17 protein-coding genes and 1 pseudogene are annotated in these 20,076 nt (G+C 34.8%); 12 read left to right on the forward strand and 6 right to left on the reverse strand.

Translation table 11 applies throughout. The features are described 5' to 3' along the window. Positions 1-6: 6 nt before the first annotated feature. From MHB39_RS00160 to MHB39_RS00175, 4 genes are all read right to left on the reverse strand, one after another. Positions 7-1,050, reverse strand: coding sequence for a DUF917 family protein (locus MHB39_RS00160; RefSeq protein WP_342545570.1), 1,044 nt, complete (start codon positions 1,048-1,050; stop codon positions 7-9). Between the two features lie 14 nt (positions 1,051-1,064). Continuing rightward, positions 1,065-2,627, reverse strand: a complete 1,563-nt coding sequence (locus MHB39_RS00165; protein ID WP_342545571.1) for an OPT/YSL family transporter — start codon at positions 2,625-2,627, stop codon at positions 1,065-1,067. Next, complete coding sequence (locus MHB39_RS00170) at positions 2,608-3,270, reverse strand: aspartate/glutamate racemase family protein (protein WP_342545572.1); 663 nt, start codon at positions 3,268-3,270, stop codon at positions 2,608-2,610. Before MHB39_RS00170 ends, MHB39_RS00165 begins: the two co-directional genes overlap by 20 nt. A 277-nt stretch (positions 3,271-3,547) precedes the next feature. Next, positions 3,548-5,140 (reverse strand): PucR family transcriptional regulator, encoded by a 1,593-nt coding sequence (locus tag MHB39_RS00175; RefSeq protein WP_342545573.1) that lies wholly within the window; start codon positions 5,138-5,140, stop codon positions 3,548-3,550. Between the two features lie 244 nt (positions 5,141-5,384). Here MHB39_RS00175 and MHB39_RS00180 point away from each other — a divergent pair, with 244 nt between their 5' ends. From MHB39_RS00180 to MHB39_RS00235, 12 genes are all read left to right on the forward strand, one after another. Then, on the forward strand, positions 5,385-5,543 hold the full coding sequence (locus MHB39_RS00180) for a hypothetical protein (RefSeq protein WP_342545574.1): 159 nt from the start codon (positions 5,385-5,387) through the stop codon (positions 5,541-5,543). Between the two features lie 366 nt (positions 5,544-5,909). After that, positions 5,910-6,452, forward strand: a complete 543-nt coding sequence (locus MHB39_RS00185; protein WP_221683242.1) for an XRE family transcriptional regulator — start codon at positions 5,910-5,912, stop codon at positions 6,450-6,452. Positions 6,453-6,503: 51 nt separating this feature from the next. Then, positions 6,504-8,546 carry a hydantoinase/oxoprolinase family protein gene (locus MHB39_RS00190; RefSeq protein ID WP_342545575.1) on the forward strand — a complete coding sequence of 681 codons (2,043 nt, stop codon included), beginning with the start codon at positions 6,504-6,506 and terminating at the stop codon, positions 8,544-8,546. Between the two features lie 3 nt (positions 8,547-8,549). Beyond that, entirely contained in the window at positions 8,550-10,313 is a 1,764-nt protein-coding gene (locus MHB39_RS00195; RefSeq protein ID WP_221683240.1) for a hydantoinase B/oxoprolinase family protein, read from the forward strand. After that, positions 10,314-10,649, forward strand: a complete 336-nt coding sequence (locus tag MHB39_RS00200) for a cupin domain-containing protein (RefSeq protein WP_342545576.1) — start codon at positions 10,314-10,316, stop codon at positions 10,647-10,649. It begins immediately after the preceding gene. Between the two features lie 74 nt (positions 10,650-10,723). Next, positions 10,724-11,824, forward strand: a complete 1,101-nt coding sequence (locus MHB39_RS00205; protein WP_342545577.1) for a Xaa-Pro peptidase family protein — start codon at positions 10,724-10,726, stop codon at positions 11,822-11,824. Positions 11,825-11,856: 32 nt separating this feature from the next. Further along, a complete protein-coding gene (locus MHB39_RS00210) occupies positions 11,857-13,248 on the forward strand; it encodes a cytosine permease (protein WP_342545578.1) in 1,392 nt (463 codons plus the stop codon). 647 nt (positions 13,249-13,895) lie between these two features. Then, positions 13,896-14,789: a site-specific integrase gene (locus MHB39_RS00215; RefSeq protein WP_274797564.1), complete on the forward strand. Its 894-nt coding sequence runs from the start codon at positions 13,896-13,898 to the stop codon at positions 14,787-14,789. A gap of 181 nt (positions 14,790-14,970) precedes the next feature. Continuing rightward, on the forward strand, positions 14,971-15,225 hold the full coding sequence (locus MHB39_RS00220; RefSeq protein WP_342545579.1) for an N-acetyltransferase family protein: 255 nt from the start codon (positions 14,971-14,973) through the stop codon (positions 15,223-15,225). A gap of 382 nt (positions 15,226-15,607) precedes the next feature. Beyond that, positions 15,608-16,972 carry a spore germination protein gene (locus tag MHB39_RS00225; RefSeq protein ID WP_312124138.1) on the forward strand — a complete coding sequence of 455 codons (1,365 nt, stop codon included), beginning with the start codon at positions 15,608-15,610 and terminating at the stop codon, positions 16,970-16,972. Positions 16,973-16,991: 19 nt separating this feature from the next. After that, positions 16,992-18,071 (forward strand): GerAB/ArcD/ProY family transporter, encoded by a 1,080-nt coding sequence (locus tag MHB39_RS00230; RefSeq protein WP_312124137.1) that lies wholly within the window; start codon positions 16,992-16,994, stop codon positions 18,069-18,071. Beyond that, on the forward strand, positions 18,064-19,149 hold the full coding sequence (locus tag MHB39_RS00235; protein WP_312124136.1) for a Ger(x)C family spore germination protein: 1,086 nt from the start codon (positions 18,064-18,066) through the stop codon (positions 19,147-19,149). Before MHB39_RS00230 ends, MHB39_RS00235 begins: the two co-directional genes overlap by 8 nt. 223 nt (positions 19,150-19,372) lie before the next feature. Here the strand turns inward: MHB39_RS00235 and MHB39_RS00240 are convergent, their stop codons facing one another. Both MHB39_RS00240 and MHB39_RS00245 read right to left on the reverse strand, forming a co-directional pair. After that, positions 19,373-19,684 carry a hypothetical protein gene (locus MHB39_RS00240; RefSeq protein WP_274797621.1) on the reverse strand — a complete coding sequence of 104 codons (312 nt, stop codon included), beginning with the start codon at positions 19,682-19,684 and terminating at the stop codon, positions 19,373-19,375. Positions 19,685-19,687: 3 nt separating this feature from the next. Beyond that, positions 19,688-19,909: pseudogene (locus MHB39_RS00245) on the reverse strand (N-6 DNA methylase); the annotation flags it as partial. Between the last annotated feature and the right edge of the window lie 167 nt (positions 19,910-20,076).

Genomic DNA, 20,076 nt, shown 5'->3' on the forward strand with positions numbered 1-20,076 from the left:
TCCCCTTTAAACAATCTTTTTATGAATAATCATTTCTATTGACTTTAGAAGCTTTTCATTAAACATTGTTGAGCTTAATTTTAGGTTGTCTTTCGGTACTGAAATGACCGCAATACTTTGACCTTCTTGAATCTCGGCGCTTACTAATGGACACCCCGTTTTAGCATCAAAAGTCATAATTAAATCTGGGAATGTTCCCTTACGTTCGCCATTTATCTCAGCAGTCATGTATTCATTCCAAAAAGTAAGCTCTAAATCATCAATCTTCACAAATCCAACATCGAATCCGCCTGTTTCATTCAGTTCATACGAACTTACCGTTCCTGAATGAATAACCCGCCCTTTTAGATATAAGGCAACGGCTTCAATTCGCTCTGGTCCCTCAGGTACGGATAGGAAGACTTCACCAAGTTCTATTGCCTGAGTGATGCCACCCACAGCAGCATTTTTTTTCACATAATCAACTTGCACTGGGTTTCTGCAAACTCCTACCATTCCTCCAGCCTCTACAGACATGGAACGGACTACATTTGAAGCTTTGTTAATGGAAGCAGATACTATCCCTTCTATTTTTTTATCATTTTTTCCGCCTGAAAATGTCTGAATTGATAAATACCCATCCACTTCGGTTAAATTTAAAGAACCCATCGATCCTGTCGGATGTGCCCTTCCATTACAAGGAGCATCGATAACCGGCAAGCCAGTACCTGCAGCCTGCAGCCAGCCATTTATCGTTGTAGAAGCTCCATTTTCGTTTGTCATAATAGCTTTGATTGGCTGCGGAAATTCTTTTTGCATGCGTTGAACCGTTTGGACTAGCTGTTGTGAGTCAACATACAACTCTTTTGCAGAAGGTGCCCCGACAAGGGACACACATGCAACATAGTCATCGTCTTGCAATTCATCAATTGTAATCAAGTTAGGAGTGCCCATTTCAAAGGCAGATTCTGATTTTGCTAGACCATCATGAATCCATCCTCCGCCTCCGAGAATACAGCCTCCATAGACTGCTTTCTTTGCATCATCTTTAGTTAATATTTTTTTAGTCATTTAGATCCCCCTCTTTATCTAGCTTTCCAAATCGATGTAAAGAAGCTATATATAGCATCCCCGGCAATAAATCCTGCTGCGGTTGTGTACATTGTTTTTTCCGCCTCTGGACCACGAACTTTTAGTATTGTTATACGGATGAGAACCCCGATGATTACTGCCCAGCCTGCAATTGGGGATGAAATCAATAGACCTGTCGCTAACAAAATTCCCATTTGCCTCTTTGGCCCACCAATTAATTGAATGATAGCTCCTGGAATAGCCCACAATAATATTAACGATGTTACGTCACCTGAAATCCTAGCTTCAATTGTCGCAGCGTAAACGCGATCTACTGGGGGAACTAAGTCTTGTGTGAAAAAGGAGTCTGCAAAAAGAGCAACCATTATTATTGCAACACCAAATCCAATCGCTGCACTCTTAAATTGCTGACGTCTTGCAAAAAGCTCTTGAGCACTTGAAACACCTCGTCTAATCAGGACACCGGCTTTGAAGTCAAAACCCATGTCTGCAAAAGCAGGACCTGTTGCCGCTGTATAACCTGTAAGTAAGGCAAGTGCAACTGGTGGAAACCCTATGATCATTCCGATGATTAGTGAAATTAACGTAATAGCAAATGCTGGAAACCACCCTGAATGCATCGCTGCAATCCCTACAATAATTTCACTTACTATAGCAGCAAAGGAAGCATATAAAACAAATAATAACAGTTGCCAGATAGGCATTTCAGCCATAATTCCACCCATAACAGCAACAAGCGCTGCCCCAGCTATATAAAGAACTAAACCAAGACCAAATCCTTTTTTTACATCACTTTCATTTCGTGTATATTCATGATTCGTTTCCACATCAGGTTCTTTTTGAGATCGAGACTTAACAAGAGTCATTATAAATTGGAGTAGTGCCACAACTCCTGCACCAATCATCATTCCATGTGGAATATAGTACTCATTTAAGTCCACCCCAAAAAGCTGAACAGAATATCCTCTTAATAACAAACCCAGACCAAACATTGATAACGCCCATATGTTTCCGATAAATGCAACACCCAAAGCTGACATCGGAATACCGAAATGAGAACCAGCAATTCCACCTAGAATTCCTAAACCTAGGAATTTTGCTTTAGATCCACCCTTATCTCCAGCCTTTAGGGCTTCAGCAGTTGCAATACCTTGGGGCCAAGCTTCATCTGCACCAAACAATTTCGAATCAAATACTTTATATAAAATGAATGCATCAATAAATAAGGCAATCCCAGCTCCGATTAGCATAGGAATGATTAACTCCGGCATCCCTAAAACATAAGGTAATCCAATAGGGATTAATAGACTATTAGCTGCACCAAACGTGGCAGCAGAGATAGTCGTTTGAACTAAATTCTGATTATCCAAGGACTTGTATTTATAGAACATTTGCATCGGAATCCGAGCTATAACCATCGCAATTAAAGCACCAATTATTGATGTGTTCGGAGTAATTCCAAGAGAAGTGATCAGCTGCATCCCTATGATTGCACCAAAAATAGAGATTAATATCGAAAATACGATAAACGAGAAATCAAACGTTTTTTGATGCATTCCCTACACTCCTTTCTATCAATTGATAAGCTATTGCTTGTGCTTCTACTAAATCGATGACTGGTACAGATAAGTACTTAACAAAATACTCCTTTAAGCGAATCGTTGAAAATCCTGTACAAGCAAATAAAATAACATCTGCTCCAGAATCAATTAGCCTTTGAGCTACTTGTAGTAACTCTTCTTTTGCACCTTCTTTAAATAAATCCGTAGTTTTTCTTAACTTTTCAGAATAGTCATGTGAATGATAGTGTTCACCAAGTTCCTTTTTCATCCGCCCTGGTATAAAATCTGTGATGCCAATTACCCCAACACGACTTCCAACCATACAAGCCGTATGTGCTCCACATACTCCTGCACCTAAAACAGGCACATTCACAACATCTCGTGACTCATCAATAGCTGGATCAGCCGCACAGCTAATTGTGATTGCATCTACATTAAACTCTTCTGCCATTTTTTTAGCCAATTTTACTATTTTTGGAATGGCTACTTGTTCAGATTCATCATTATAAATACCATTAGGTTGATCTTGTATACATTTTGTAATAGAGTCTACCCTAGCATATTTCTTCATTTCATTTCCATGTTCTTGCAAAACAGACTCATCTTCAGTTGTTAAAACTCGAATAATTCCTAACATCGTGTTATCACCCCCCTTTTTTAATAATTATAAAAATTTAAACTAATTGGACAAATGTACAAACCGGGAAGGATTTAGATTGAGTTTTTGCTCACTATTTCCACTTTTCTCATAAAATAGAGTGTTGCACTAAAAGGGAGTCAATAAATTTCTAAAATAAAAGCCGGAGGAAAAAACGAACAGTTTTTTCCTTCCGGCTTTTTTGACTATGGAATGGGTAACCTGTACAATCTTAAAATAAAAATAACAGGTTAAATAAAATAACATATGAATTTACTTAAATTAACTCTTTCAATTTTAAACAAAAACGCAAAGTAAAGAGGTTTTCAGGATCATCCAGCTGCATGTTTAGCAGTTCTTTAATTTTTTGAAGCCGAAAGGTCATCGTTCTTCGATGAATAAATAATGTCTCTGCAGTACGCGATACATTTCCATTCTCTTTTAAGAAGGCAATTAAAGTCTCTAAAAGCTCTCCATCATCACTTGTAAGAGGTGAAAGAACTTCATCAGCATATAGCATGGCAGTTGAATTCGTGCTCAAATTAATAAGAATTTCATAAATTCCCAACTTATCATAGGTATAAACTTTTTCATCAGGTCGCACTTTTTGACCTATTTCCATAATTTTAACGACAGATTTAATTTTCTCATCATAGTCTTTTAAATTTCTAAAAGGAGCACTAACAGAAACTGCGACATCTATAATGGAGGAATTTTGCAATGATAGTTTACATACATTTTTTAAATATGACACTATGTTTTGATGCTCGTTTTCTGAAGACTGGATAAGGGAAAAAATTTGATTATGTTTTTCGAATAGAATACACTCTTCACACAGCAGGGTCTGCATCCATTCTTTTATATTTTTTCTTACTAAACAATTGATGTCCAACAACGGAGAAGGTTGTAGAGAAGGTATATCTTTACTTTTTCTATAAAAATACAAAAGGACAAATTCGCGATTTACATTTGCGGAATTATGCTTATCCAAAAGTAACTCCAATTTGGCCTTCTCTTTGATCCGTTCTTTTTGTAAATCTAACTGCTCACTCAAAATTGTTTCAGAGAGTTTACGACTCAGGTGTTCTACATGATGGGGCTTAACCTCTTGAAACTTAGATTGACTTTTAAACGGAAGATGGATAAACGCAAAAATATCCTTCTTCGATAAAAGTGGTACAATCAGCCGATTCCTTTGATCCGAAAATTTTTCGCGTCTTAATAAGCTAGGCTGGATATCGCTTTTCCAATCTTTTATTAGCTTCTTATAATTTGGATTGGAAGGTACAGAAAATAATAAATTAGATTTTCTCCAGCCATCTGATGAAAATGTTTTTGAGCAATAAAGTAATTGACCTACACAATCCTCAATATAGACTTGAGCCTCCAAGATTTCTGATAAACGTTCAACCTCATCTTCCACCTTGGCATAATCCTCGACAATAAAATCATAGAAGGGATTGGAAGAATTCTGCTTAACTCTTCTTTTTTCCTCATATAGATTTTCATATAAAGGGGTTACTACATTTATATATGATACATTTTTCGGAATTGAAATGATTGGAAAAGAATTTTTTTCTGCTAACGCAATCATTTCTTCAGGCAGGTAATCAAGAAACCTTCCTAATTTCACCACCATACCTGCAGCACGTTTTTCGATTAACGTTTTTAATATATCATATTGCTTTTTAAAATCATCTTTAACCGAATAAAAGCTTGTCAACATCAAAATCCCTTCTGTTGCCCAATTCCCTACTTCTGGAACTTCCATGACCTCAATCGAAACAATCTTTCGTAAAAGACCTTTTCTCCCTGTAATCACTTCACCTTTTGACAATTCGCCAATCTTTAAAGCATCTTCTACATTCATCTCTCTCCCCCCTATCGAAATTTTTTAGCAATTATATCATAAAAGTAGTCGGAGACCACTATGGATATTTTGTAATGAACTGAATACAATAATAAAATTTAACACAAAGAAGAAAGGGTTTTACATATTAGTCATATCTAATATGTAAAACCCTTTCTGTTGATAAACTATTTAGTCAATGAAATTTTTTTGAAAAATCAGGTAAAGTCCTTTCAATTCTATGAAATGAGTTGGAGGGATTTTTATGTTCTTTACTACTTCAAGACAGACCATCGAAAAAAATCGGGAGGCTTATTTAGCTATGTATGATAAGAGCCATCTGTTAGTGCAATTGGATCAATTAATTGATTGGCAATCGATTTTACAAAAGTTGATGCGCTATTATTCAAATACACCTATTTAAATTTAGCTGCAATTACACACTTTAACTTTTGAATCAACATCGACTAATATTGTTTCATTAAAGGGAAGGTATGTTTTAAGAAACAGATTTAAAACAGCATCTTTGTTAGAACTAATATCCTCGATAGCCAGTTCCGTTCGATTATTTTTCCATTTCTACAACTGCTTACAAAGTGGTCAAAGAAGCTCTCCCCTCCAAAGAATAAAAACTTCCTAAAAACAATCAATAAATAAATTAATTTAAATTTTTAAAATTTGCTGTAAATTTTAAAAATTCTGTGATAACATACAAATTACAGTATTACTTTAATTTTTAAATAAAATTACAGTTTTACATTACAACCTAGATTTACTGGGGGTTAGGAATATGAAAGAAGTATCGACCAAAATTCGTGAATTAAGAATTGAAAAGGATTTAACTCTAAAAGAGATAAGTGAAAAAACAGGATTATCTGTAAGTTTTTTATCTCAAGTGGAGAGAGCTTCTTCGTCAATTGCAATAACTTCTTTAAAAAAAATTGCAGATGCGTTAGAAGTTCCAATTACTAACTTCTTTGAAGATTTTTCGAATGAAAATTTTCAAGTGAAGAAAGAGGAACAGAAACCTTTTAAATTAGAAGGTTCTAGTGTTACTTACACAAGACTGGGTGGAGAGTTTTCAGGAAGAAGTATCGAGCCAATGCTTGTAACTTTCCCTCCAGGACCTACACCTGAAAAAACTTTCAGCCATCCCGGTGAAGAATTTTATTATGTACTCGAAGGAGAACTAATATTTGAGGTGGATGGAAAAGAATATGTTTTAAAACCTGGTGACTCAATACATTTTCCATCAACACTTTCACATTCGGTGAAAAACCCATTAGAAGCAGATGCCAAAGTCCTTAGTGTAGTAACACCAGTTATTTTTTAATAACTGAATTTTTATACATTGATTTATTAAATAAGAAAGGTGGCTAGATTTATGAGAGTAGCAACAGATATCGGAGGAACTTTTACTGACCTAGTTTATATCGACGAGCAAGGAAAAGTTGGTGTAGCAAAAAGTCACACAACTCCTCCTAACTTTGAAAATGGGGTATTAAATGTTATCGAAGTAAGTGGTATAAAGACTGAGGAACTCGATACATTTATTCATGGAACAACGGTTATTATTAATGCTTTAACTGAACGTAAGGGTGTAAAAACAGGCTTAATTACAACCAAAGGATTCAGAGATGTTCTTGAAATTGCTCGTGGAAATAGACCCGATCTATTTAATATTCAATATAAAAAACCTACGCCTTTCGTTCCGCGATATTTACGTCAAGAGGTAACAGGACGCTTAAATTACAAAGGTGAGGTTATACAAGAATTAGAAATTGATAGAGTAAAAGAGATTATTGAATACTTCAAACAAGAACAAGTAGAGGCTATTGCGGTTTCATATTTACATGCTTATAGTAATCCGATTCATGAAATTGAAACAGTTAAGCTTATAAAGGAACTATGGCCTGAGGTTGCTGTGACAGCATCCTATGAGGTAACAAGAGAGTGGAGAGAATATGAACGCACTAGCACAACTGTCCTAAATTCTTATGTAAAGCCAATTGCCTCAGCTTATATAGAACGTCTTGAAAAAGAGTTAAGCAAAATCGATAATTCAGCTAATAAATATATAATGCAATCTAATGGTGGTACGACTACTTTCGAACAATCAAAACAAACTCCGATTAACATGGTGGAGTCTGGTCCTGTAGCAGGTATTTATGGCGCTGCTATATTAGGGGAAATTCTTGGTGAGGAAAACATTATAGCCTTTGATATAGGTGGAACAACAGCGAAATGTTCTCTAATTGATAGTGGTGAAGTGAAGGTAACCACTGAATACAATATTGAGCGTGATGATCGTACTGCGGGATATCCAATCAAAGTTCCAGTTGTAGACATTGTTGAGATTGGAAACGGTGGAGGATCAATTGCATGGATAGATGATGGTGGCTCATTAAGAGTTGGACCTCAATCTGCAGGTGCATTACCTGGTCCAATTGCATATGGAAAAGGCGGAACAGAACCTACTACTACAGATGCAAATTTAGTAACAGGAAGACTTTCACCTAAAAATTTTGATAATGAAGTAGATATGGAAAAAGTGAAGACAGTAGTAAATGAAAAAATCGCTACCCAATTCAATATTTCAACTGATGAAGCTGCTTTAGGTATTATTCGTATTGCAAACTCAAATATGTTGAATGCTCTAAAATTAATTTCAGTTAGAAAAGGCTATGATCCACGTGAATTTACTTTAGTTGCATTTGGTGGTGGAGGATCTATGCATGCTCCCGCACTAGCTAAAGAGTTAGGTGTTAAAAAAGTAATTGTACCAGTTGCTGCTTCGGTATTCTCTGCTTGGGGAATGTTAATGACAGATTTAAGACATGACTATATTCAAACATATATACGTCGTGTAGACACGATTGACTATGAAGAGTTTAACAATATTCTAGAGGATCAAGAAAGCAAGGCGTTGGCTCAATATGCCGATGAAGGTGTAGCAGAAGATCGGGTTATGTTTACTAGATTTATAGATATTCGCTATATTGGGCAAGAGCATACGGTAAAAGTACCTGTACCAAATGGGAAGGTAACAAAAGAGGTAATGTTAGATGTGATACAAAATTTCCATAATAGACACGAACAATTATACACATTTAAGTTAGAAAATAATCCGACGGAAATTGTAAACCTACACTTAATTGCTTTTGGATCTGTACAAAAACCTGAGTTATCTAAAATGGAAAATAACGGATTAGATTTACAAGATGCACTAAAAGAAGTTAGACCCGTTTTATATGAAGGAAGTGGATGGATTGATACACCTGTATACGATAGAACAAAGTTAAATCCAGATGCATTCTTAGAAGGTCCAGTGATTGTAGAGGAATCATCCGCTTCAACAGTAGTTTATCCTGGTCAGTCCGTAACAATCGACTTATATGGAAACTTAATTATCGATATGGGGGTGTAAATTATGGAGAAAACAATTTATCCAACAGCAACGAAAGTAGATGCATTTACATTAGATATTGTTAAGGATTCTTTAATAGCAATTGGAGAAGAAATGTTCTATGCATTAGCTCGTACTTCAATGAGTCCTATTATATATGAAGTTTTAGACTATGCGAGTGGTCTAACTGATTCAAAGGGACAACTATTAACTCAAGGTAACGGTGTAACAGGTTTTATTGGAATGCTAAGTTTCATGGTTAGAGAAACCTTAGAAAAGTACAATAAAAATGGAGATTTAAAACCTGGCGACATCATTTTAATTAATGATCCTTATGGTGGAGGCGGATCCCATTTATGTGATGTGGGGTTAGTTATGCCTATCTTCTACAATGGGGAATTAATTGCATTTTCCGCTAATAAAGCCCATTGGACAGAAGTTGGAGGAAAAGACGCAGGTTCAATGTCTACAAATTCAACAGAGATTTACCAAGAAGGCTTACAATTCCCTTGTGTAAAACTTTACGATCAGGGAGTTTTAAATCAATCTGTTGTTGAAATTATTGCTGCGAATGTGAGATTTCCAGATCTATCATTAGGAGATATGTGGGCTCAAGTTGCTGCTCTAAAAACTGGTGAGAGACGAGTTCAGGAATTATGCGAAAAATACGATAAAGAAACAGTTGTAAACTCTATTAACTATTTATTAGATCATGGAGAACAAATTGCACTTAAATCATTAAAAAATCTACCTAAAGGAACATTTGAAGCGGTAGATTATATTGATGATGATGGAATTGAAAAAGGTCCTTTTAAAGTACAAGTAAAAGTTGAAATTACTGATACTGAGTTTATATGTGATTTCCGAGGAAGTCATCCACAAGTAACTGGATCTATAAATTGTACCTTAACTGGTCTAATTTCAGCAGTTCGAACTATTTATCTTGCTGTAACTAATCCATCACAAGATGTAAATGATGGCTCTTTCCGACCTTTACGTGTAATTACTGATGCAGGTTCAATATTCAATGCAGTACGACCTGCACCAGTATCTATGTATTGGGAGTCAATGTTATTTGGAACAGACTTAGTTTGGAAAGCTCTAGCACCATTAGTACCTGACCGTCTATCTGCTGGGCACTTCTTATCGGTTTGTGTAGCTATTCTTGGTGGAAAACATCAAGATACAAATGAACCATTCTTAATCGTTGAACCATCTGTAGGTGGATGGGGTGGAGACAGAGAAAAAGATGGTGCCTCTGCTCAGTTCTGTATATTAGATGGCGAAACATTCAATATTCCAGTAGAAGTTTGTGAAACTAGAAATGGTGTATTAATAGATGAATATAGCTTAAATACTGATGGAATGGGTGCCGGCGAATTTAGAGGTGGTTATGGAGTTACAAGAGCCTACCGTTCATTAACAGATAATCAGTACTTTACTGGTTCCTTTGGTCGTCATAAATATAACACATGGGGAACAAATGAAGGTAAAGAAGGTTCTACTAATTACTTTGAATTTGTTAAGAGTAATGGTGAAACATTCGGACCATATGGGAAGTATAATCAATTCCCGTTAAGTAAAAATGATGTTACAAGACTAGTCACTGGTTCAGGTGGAGGCTATGGGAATCCACTAGATCGACCTATCGATAAAGTGATATGGGATGTAAAAAATGAATACATCACAGTGGAACAAGCTGAAAAGGACTATGGTGTTACTTTAAACCCTAAAACACTAGAAGTCGTGGGGCTTTCTGCAGAGCGCAAACAAAAGGAGGGCGAATAAATGGAAATCGTATCAACTAGTGATGTGAAATCTAGCAGCCAAACAGAAGTCATTATGAAAACTATATTTGACGAAACTGTAATTGAAGGTGGAAGAACAGCTTTTGGAACAGTAATTATTCCGCCTGGTGCTAGAATTCCTCTAGAAGGTACTGGATCTCATACCCAGGATGAATATGGATTAATATTAAAGGGTTCTATGCTAACAATGAGTGGCGGAAAAGAATATAGGGTAGTTGCAGGACAAGCGACATTTATTCCACACGGAGAAAAACATTGGGCATATAATGATGGCCAAGAAGATTGTGAAATAGTATGGGCTCTAGTTTCTAGATAAATTACATGAGGGTTCTTCCTTCTATTATTACACTAATAATAGAAGGAAGCCTTTTTAAAAAGGAGAATGTTGAATTGATATACCAAGATCGTATCAAAAAAGCTCAGGAAATTTTGAATGATTTAAATATAGATGCTCTTTTAGTAACGTCTTCAGCAAACTTTTTCTATTTTAGCGGGACATGGCTAGAATCACATGAAAGATTACAGGCGATTGTTATTAATAAAGCAGGTCAGCCAATTATGCTTATACATGAAATGTCTAAAGAAGAAATTACTAATCCAACGCTATTTCAAACTGTATTTTGGAAGGACGGTGATAAATCTATTGAGATTTTAGGAGAGTTTCTCCCTAATGAAGGGGTTATTTCTATTGATAACCAGTGGCCAAGTCTAAATTTAATAAACTTAATTCAGCTTAATAACAATATTAAATTTGTAGATAGTACTAGTATCATAGGTAAATTAAGATTAAAAAAAGATTTACGTGAGATAGAATTATTGAAAAAATCAGGGGCTATAGCTGACGAAGTTGTAGGTAAAACAATAGATTTTATTAAAGTAGGTATGACTGAATTAGAAGTTGTTGATGAAATCCAACGTTTGTTTGAGATGCATAATGTCAAAAAGATGTCTTTTAATCCTGTTGTAGGGGCAGGGAAAAATGGAGCAGTTCCTCACCATCATTCAGGTGAAACAAAAATTTCAGAGGGAGATATGGTGGTTATTGATATAGGAGGAATTAAAGATTTCTATTGCTCAGATATTACTAGGACTATATTCATTGGAGATAGTGTGACTGAGGAAATGCAGACTGTATACAACACAGTTAAGTATGCGCAGGAAGAAGCAGTTAAAGCTATAAAACCTGGCGTACCATTAAAAGAGATTGATAGAGTAGCTAGAGATATAATTACTGAAGCTGGTTATGGCGCTCAATTTACACATAGGACAGGTCATGGCTTAGGTATAGAAGTACATGAGGAGCCATTTGTGACATTTAATAATGATCAACTTCTTGAAGAAGGTATGGTGATAAGTGTAGAGCCAGGAGGATACCTTAGCGAAAAATTCGGAGTCAGAATTGAAGATATTGTAGTGGTTACACAATCTGGTTTTGAACGTATTAATAATTATCCGAGAGAGCTAGTTATAAAAAATAGGTTGCCATTATAGAAGTCTGAAAATTCAGAAAGGTAGTGAGTGAAATGAGTGAACTAGAAAAAAAATCAGCAATTGGGAAAGATGAAGCATTAGCTGCAGTACCTTTAAATGAAAGGCAACATTGGATGACACCAGCCATGATCTTTGGTGGTCTAGAGTTTACAATACCTGTTTTAATGGTAGGGGCTTCTCTTACAGGTGGCTTTTCTTTAGCAGAGATTTTACTAATAGTAGTACTGTCTATGGTTGTATTTCAATGGCCAGGAAACTTTATACAAGGTTATATAGGTGCAAAAACGGGACGTGCATCTTCAGTTATTGCAAAATCAAGTTTCGGTGCTCTACAAGCTAGATTTATTGTAGGATTAACTATTTTTATCGTATCTATGGGATGGTGGGCACTTCAAACTGCGGTTGCAGGTAACGCTATATCTGCTATGTTTGGAATTGACTATACTACAGAGTGGGGTGCGTGGGCTTTAATTACCGTGATAGCTGGAGCATTATTTGCCCTGCCTGCAATAATCGGTTATTCATCAATGAAGTGGACTGATTACATTGCAGTACCAGCTGGACTTATTTTGATAATCGGTGGAATTTACTTAGCATTTAAGAATATAGGTTGGGACACAATCACTTCTTGGAATCCTGAACCAAATATGACGATCCTTGCAGCAATAAGTCTTGTTATCGGGGTTAACGTTTCACAATGGGTTATAGCATCAGACTATACTAGATATGCGAAGCCGAAAGTGAAAGATAATTTATTAATACCTATAGGGATTGTAGGTGTAGGAATTCCATTATTTTATGTTGGGGCAATTATGTCTGTTGGCGTAGGAGAAGCAGATATAGTAACTGTTATGTTAAACATGGGCTTCCCTGTTTGGGGCTTCCTAATCTTATGGTTTGCGACGTGGACTAGCCAAATTGTAAATAACTATAGTATGGGATTAGCACTAGCGAACATGTTGAATGTAAACTCTGGGAAAGGGCGGGCATTACTAACATTAGGTGGAACAATCATTGCAATTGTAATAGCTCTTGCAGGAATCTTAGATTATTTCACAGATTTCCTATATATGACAGCATTGATATATCCAGCAATCGCTGGGGTAATGATGAGCGATTTCTTTTTAGTACGTAAACAACAATGGGCTGAAAATGAAGGTTGGAATTGGATGGCAACTATTGCTCTTGTCGTAGGTACTTTTGTGGGATATCTGACTCAATATGTATACCCATTTGGATTACCAGCTGTTCAATCATTAATAGTTTCTATTGTTGCATATTATGTTGCTATGAAAATAAAAGGATCAGTTTCACCAGATCAATTTACAAAAGTTGATATAGAAGATATAAAAGACCAGTATAGAGAACCTGGTAGTATTGATAATGAAGTTGAAGACGCTAGGAGTATTAAAGAAAGAGTTTAATTAAATCTTCTTAATATCTAAAATGCGTTGGATAAAAACCCAACGTATTTTTGTATGTGCAATAAGGCGTGGATCTTTTAGCTTCAATAAAACAAATTTACCACGAGTTTCTTCTATAATATAGTGTTATCTCCATTTTCAGAATGAAAAACCGTCCAACCAGTTGATTTGGTTGCCTCTTTAAACATTTTGACTAGCTCCTGTCCACTGAATCATTTTCCACTAAGCCAATTAATAGTTGTTCGGTAAAATCGTTTGCCATTTTATGTACTGGATCAATTTAATTCCATTTTATACTTATCCAATCTTTACTTCCTCTTACATCTTACATCTGTAAAGCATCAAAATAAAATTTAGGGATGATGACTTGTCTTTGCTTTGATAATTTCCTCTTTTTTTTTGCTGTGTTCATGAACATTATCTCAATTTATGAAAGTATGATTTATTTTAAAAATAAAGAAATTTAAGGGATAGAAAATATCTATCAACCTTAAAAAAAGACTGTTGTTTAAGGTTGAAAATTTTATAATAAAAAAAACGTAAGTTCTTATATGAAGATATAAAAAACACAAAAAGAAACTTTTCAAAGGTGGAAATTTCTACTTTTGAAATATATACTTATTTTAACGCGAGGAGGGACATATATAATGGAAGAAACACTATTTTCTTTGCAGCAATATAAAATGACGAAGCAAAAGGATGAGACGCTGCAGGCAATTCGGCAGGAGAAATTGGATCGGTACCAATCGGACTTCAATTTGTTTCAAGCCTTTTGCGACCAGCATCTATTGGCGAAGGATTTTGATGCTTTAGAGCTGTATCTCCATGAGTTAGTCACGCAGCAGCAAGTCCGTTTATCGACTTTTAACCGTCGCTTAGCCGGCGTGAAGTATTGGTTAACGAATGAATACGGATTTCAAGTGACCCCAGAGCAGGAAGGGAGCATTAAATTACTGCGTAGCTTATACGATCAAGAAGAGTATCTACGCTTAAAGCCGATGAGGGGGAAACGAGCTGAAAAGCAAAGTGATGTGCTACGTCTCATTGATCGTTACGATACCCACAAAAAAAGCGATATTCGCAAGCGTGCCATTTGTTTAGTTAACCTGATTACAGCAAATCGGCCGTCGGAAATGGTGCGCCTCAAAGTAAGTGACTTTGATTTAGAAAATCGTACGGTCCAGGTGATGATGGTGAAGCAGGGCGAGATGAAAGAAAAACGCCTAACGCTGGAATGCGTGCAGGCGGTGCAGAATTATATCGCTGCATGTGAATTAATGCCGGAAGATTACTTTGTCGGTGCAGCTGATAAATGGGGGAACCACACGAGCCGACAGATTAGTGAAGTGAGCTATAACCAAGCGATTCAAAGCTGGCTTGGATTTGCGCCGTACACGTTCCGTAAAACACAAATTACGGCAATGTATCAAAAAGGCGCCGATATCCCGACAATCGCGAAGCAGTCTGGCCATAAATCACATCACACGATTATGGAGCATTATATTAAGTTGAAATCAGATGATGTGGATGAGTTTTTGTAATTAGGGAGATTATGCGATGAAGTTAAAAAAGACACAGAGCCAGAAACGTTGGAAGAAAAACAAAGATGGTTTTTGGAAAATGTAAAGGAAAATAACCCGATGTACATTTATGAAGAAATGAGAAGTCATTGGTTTTGCCACATTTAAACGATTTTATCCAAATGAAGGGTATAAATTTTCCATGGAACATTCTGTTTATGTCTCATCAAAACATCAAGGAAAGGGGGTTAGAAAACAACTTTTACAAAAATTAATTGAAGAAGCGAAGAAACGAAAAGTGAGAACGTTAATTGCTGTTATTGATTCAGAAAATGTTGGAAGCTTCAAATTGCATGAACAGTTTGGTTTTCATTTGGTCGGTAGATTAAAACATATCAGATATAAATTTGGAAAATGGTTAGACATTGTCTATTATCAATTAGATTTATATGAATGATGAATAAAAGAAATTGGGTTATTTACTTAACCTAGTTATTCCAAAATCTAGGTGCTGTTCTTTGATAAGAAGAGCGCTTTTTTCAGTTATTAAAGTTATGTATTCAAACATGGCATCTCGCTTTGATAAACGCAATTGTTACCGTTGTAAACCAAAAATTGCGAAGTATTTTAATTTACCAAAAGATGATATAACCTAAAGGCACATTAAACGATCGAGAGCTTCCTTCACATGTACGATAGGCTTCAAGGGGCATTTGTCTTTACCTCACATAATTTTGCAATACTGACTATATGAGAGAGAAGCGGTTTAACAAAATTCTGAATAAAAATAACACAATTTTGCAATACTTACGTTAATAACGTTTTGAGAGGAATTTATTATGTATATAAACAAAAATCTGTCTGAACATATTAAGGGTAGACTAGATGATTGTGATGATTTAGTAACTAGGACATTTCCTGAGTTAGAAATTGAGGTATTATTTTTCGGGCATTTAGTAGGGGAAGAGGAATTGAGAAATAATATTGTACAACCATTTTCAAATATAAAAAACGATGAAGTGATAAATATATTAAGAAGAAAAGAATTTAAACAAGAAGAAGATATTAACTCAATGGTTAATGGGATTCTGGAAGGAAAAGCATTAGTCATTTTTAAAAATTCACTAGCATATGCAGTTGATATTTATGTTCCAAAAACAAGAAGTGTTGCAGCAGCAGAAATTGAAACTGTGATTGTAGGACCTAAAGAAGCTTTTATAGAAGACATTGGAACTAACTTATCTATGATTAGGAGAAGAATAAAATCAGACTGTTTAAAGGTCCTTAGTAATAAAATAGGCACGATAACTCAAACGAAAATGTATCTATTATATATTGAGGGTATTACTTCCCCTGTGGTAGTTAAAGAATTGCAAGAAAGAATCAATAACATTGACATAAAAGGGATTAATGATTTAAATCAACTAATACAATACTTAGACAGGAAGCCGCTTTCTATTTTCCCACAATATTTTACGACAGAGCGTCCAGATGTTTCAACTTCAAAGTTGCTTGAGGGAAGAGTTATTTGTTTGTTAGATGGTAGTCCCTATTCATTATCAACCCCAACTAGTTTTTTTGAATTTTTTCAATCTCCAGATGATTACAACCAAAGATGGTTACTTGGTACTCTATCCAGGGCATTAAGATTTGCTGCATTAGTAATAACATTATTTGCTTCTGCATTCTATGTAGCAGTATCTATGTTTCACTATGAGATTATTCCTGTTAAATTACTGCATGAGTCTATTAAATCAAGAAATGATGTGCCATTTAACCCACTAATTGAGGCATTAATTATTGAGAGTATTATTGAGTTGTTAAGAGAAGCAGGAGCAAGACTACCGTCTAAAATAGGACAAACAATTGGTATAGTTGGAGGTATAGTTATTGGTACTGCTGCAGTAGAGGCTGGTTTTACGAGTAGTATACTAATTATAGTTGTTTCTATATCTGCTATATCTTCTTTTGTAGTTCCACATATTATTATGACCGCTTCTTTAAGAATTGCTCGATTTATTTTTATTATTCTTGCATCACTAGCGGGATTCTTTGGAATAATTTTCGGATTTATTATTTTATTAATTCATCTTTGCAGTTTAAAAAATATGGGGGAGTATTATTTTAAACCTATAGCACCATTATCTTTGAAGGACTTAAAAGATACTATTATTCGTGCTCCTTATCAGTTCTTTAAGAAATAAGTTAAGGAAGAGCCTAAATATGCAAAATGAAAAATTTAAACCGTTCTATTTATTTTTTATTACCTATATGACTCAAATGGGTATAGTGTTCTTTAGCTTACCAAATATTATAGCCGATCATTTTGGATATAACGGTTGGATCATGATTATACCTATTTCAGTTGTTGTTTTGATTCATATTGGATTGATTGCTAAAATTTATAGTTTTAATAAAGGTGAGTCGATTTTTGAAACAATTGAGAGTTTAAATTCAAAGGCAAAGATGATACTAATGCTTTTATATATTTCTTTAAGCATATTCTGGTCAATTCTTGCTGTTACAATCGCAAAACACTATGCACATGTTATGAAGTTTTTATATTTTCCTTATACTGATATACAGTGGTTTGTACTGTTAACATTAATTCTTGCTTTTTACCTTGTCACAAGAGGAATTATAACAATAGTTCATATCACTACTATATTTTTCTTTTTATCTGCACCAATAATATTTCTTTTATTTTATTTTGTTCCTGACTTCTCCTTTTTGCAATTTTCTACATTTTTGTTTAATGAAAATAAGGACTTTTATGGAGGGATTATCGAATTATATACTGCATTTCTAGGGTTTGAAGTCATACTATTTATGTTCCCGTATATAAGTAAAGAGAAAAGCGGTTTTAAATATGTTTTTTGGGCCCACTTATATACTTCCTTTGTATATTTGATTGTTACTATATTTAGTTATGGATTTAACAGTATACAACAATTAACTCGTCAAGTTTACCCAGTAGTAACTTTAATGAAATATATCGAATTTGAATTTATTGAACGATTGGACTCTATCATTTTTATATTATTTTATTTAAAGGTGTTAATTACTATTACGATGTATGTCTGGATTAGTTTAGTTACCTTAAAAAGGGTGGTTAAATGGAGTGATAATCTTATTGTTTTTGTATTATTGATAGTTGGATATTTATCAACTCTCCCTTTTGTAACAAAAAAAGAATCAATCATTTTGTTATCTGCCTTAACAAAAGTTCAATTGTTCCTATCTGTCTTCTTACCACTATTATTATTGATGATTATTTTTAAAAAAAGGAGAAGTAATGGCTAGAATTTTACTGATTAGTCTAATCTTGTTGATGCAATCGGGATGTATGGACCAAAAAATTGTTGAGGAGTTAGGATTTATTCATACAATAGGTTATGAGTCAATTGAGGAAGGAGAGGATATCGGAAAGCTTAAAGTAACCGTCTCATTTCCAATAGCAGAAACCTTAGAACAGCAAACAAACACTACTGTAGTTGATACTCCAAGGGAATCAATGTTATTTTTGAATCAAAAGACAGATAAAAATCTAGTTTTGGGTCAAGTAAGGAGTATTCTAATTGGAGAGAACCTTGCAGAAAAAGGAGTATGGGATTTAATCGATACATTCTATCGTGATCCAGTTTTAAGACCAACTGTAAAACTGTCTATTGTAAAAGGCAGCCCACAACAAATGCTATCTAAAGACTATCCCAATTTTCAAATGGTTGATAGTGTTATCGAAGAGCTTTTGAAAAAAGAAGCAAGGTTAAATACCATTCCTGAAATGGATATACTTAAGTTTGCGAGAGATTACCTAGATGACGCTATTGATCCTATTGCTCCAATTATTTTACAATCTGAAGATGGAATCATGTCGGAAGGTATTGCATTATTTAGTGATGATCAGTTAAAAACATCACTACCAGAAATAAAAGCAAGAGTTTTCTTTCTTTTAACTGGTGAGTTTAAAGAGGGCAAATTATTAATTAAAATTAATAAAGAAGAGAACGTATTATTTAGTTTTTTAAAGAATAAAAGAAATATAAAGGTTGAATTAAATAATAATCAAGATATCAATGTGAATTTGTCAATTGAACTCAAAGGATTTTTACTGGAATACCAAGGAAAAAAAGATATTAATAATGAGAAACAAATGGCAGAGATGGAGAGAGATATTCAAGAATATTTAGAAAATGAAATAAATGAAATATTAGAAATTATGAAGGAACATCAAATAGATAATCTCGGTTTAGGAAAGTATATAAAAAGAAAAATGGATTATCACACATGGAAAAACCTAGACTGGCCCAAGTCAATTGATCGAGTAAACATTAACCCTACTGTAACCGTGACCATTATAGATACAGGATTGGTTAAATAATAGGGGAGTATCTACCTTATCGGATTTAAAAATTAAAACCAAAGACTTGGCACACGTAGTCTTTGAACTAAGGGATAGAGCAAACAGTTGTAAAGGGTGTTGTAATGGAAGATAGTACTTAGTTCACAGCCAAACATGTACTAGTTGCTGCGAATCTTGGAGGGGCAAAAGAAATATTGAAGGAACATGGTAATGCCTTTTTCTTTGACTGCCTTTTGAAAGGCTACTGATGTGTAAACGGACCCTTGGTCGCTATGTAGTAAACACCCTCGGGTAAGGCGGGTAGTTTATGGTCATCACTCATTTGGCGATAAGTAAAACTGTCTTTTGGAACTAAAGAGTAACCAACTGTGTTTTCATCTTCTCTTCCATCAAAATAGGTAGAACGTGGAAATAATCCTTTTCTAGAGGATGTTAGAACTATTCCATTCTCATCACCTAAAGATTTTTCTTTTGATTCAACTAATAAGTGATCAAGTTTCTTGTTGTTCCAACTCTTAGTAAATTCTTTAAACCTTAATTTTGGTGCATTCATTCCTTACACCCCCAATTCCTTAAAGAACTTCGCCAATTCCTGATCTACTTCCGCAATCTCCGCATCAATCTCTTCTAAACGCTTTGTCACAGCTTGTAAATCAATCGCTTCTTCTTCCTCAAACGTATCCACATAACGAGGAATATTTAAGTTATAATCATTCTCTTTAATCTCTTCTAATGTCGCTGCATACGAATACTTATCGATTGTCTCACGGCGTGCATACGAATAGGGTCGCTATTTTGTTTTCCACTTTCATCGAAACAAATTAATATATCAAGTGTTTCGTCTGAGGGTAATTGTTGCAAAAGAAATGGCACCTCCGTTTGTCTCTAGACAAAATGTCTAATTTTTTGTTATAATGGGCATACAATATAGTATAGAAACGTTTA

It is taken from the genome of Lysinibacillus sp. FSL K6-4013 (genome assembly GCF_038630435.1).
GTDB lineage: Bacteria > Bacillota > Bacilli > Bacillales_A > Planococcaceae > Lysinibacillus > Lysinibacillus boronitolerans.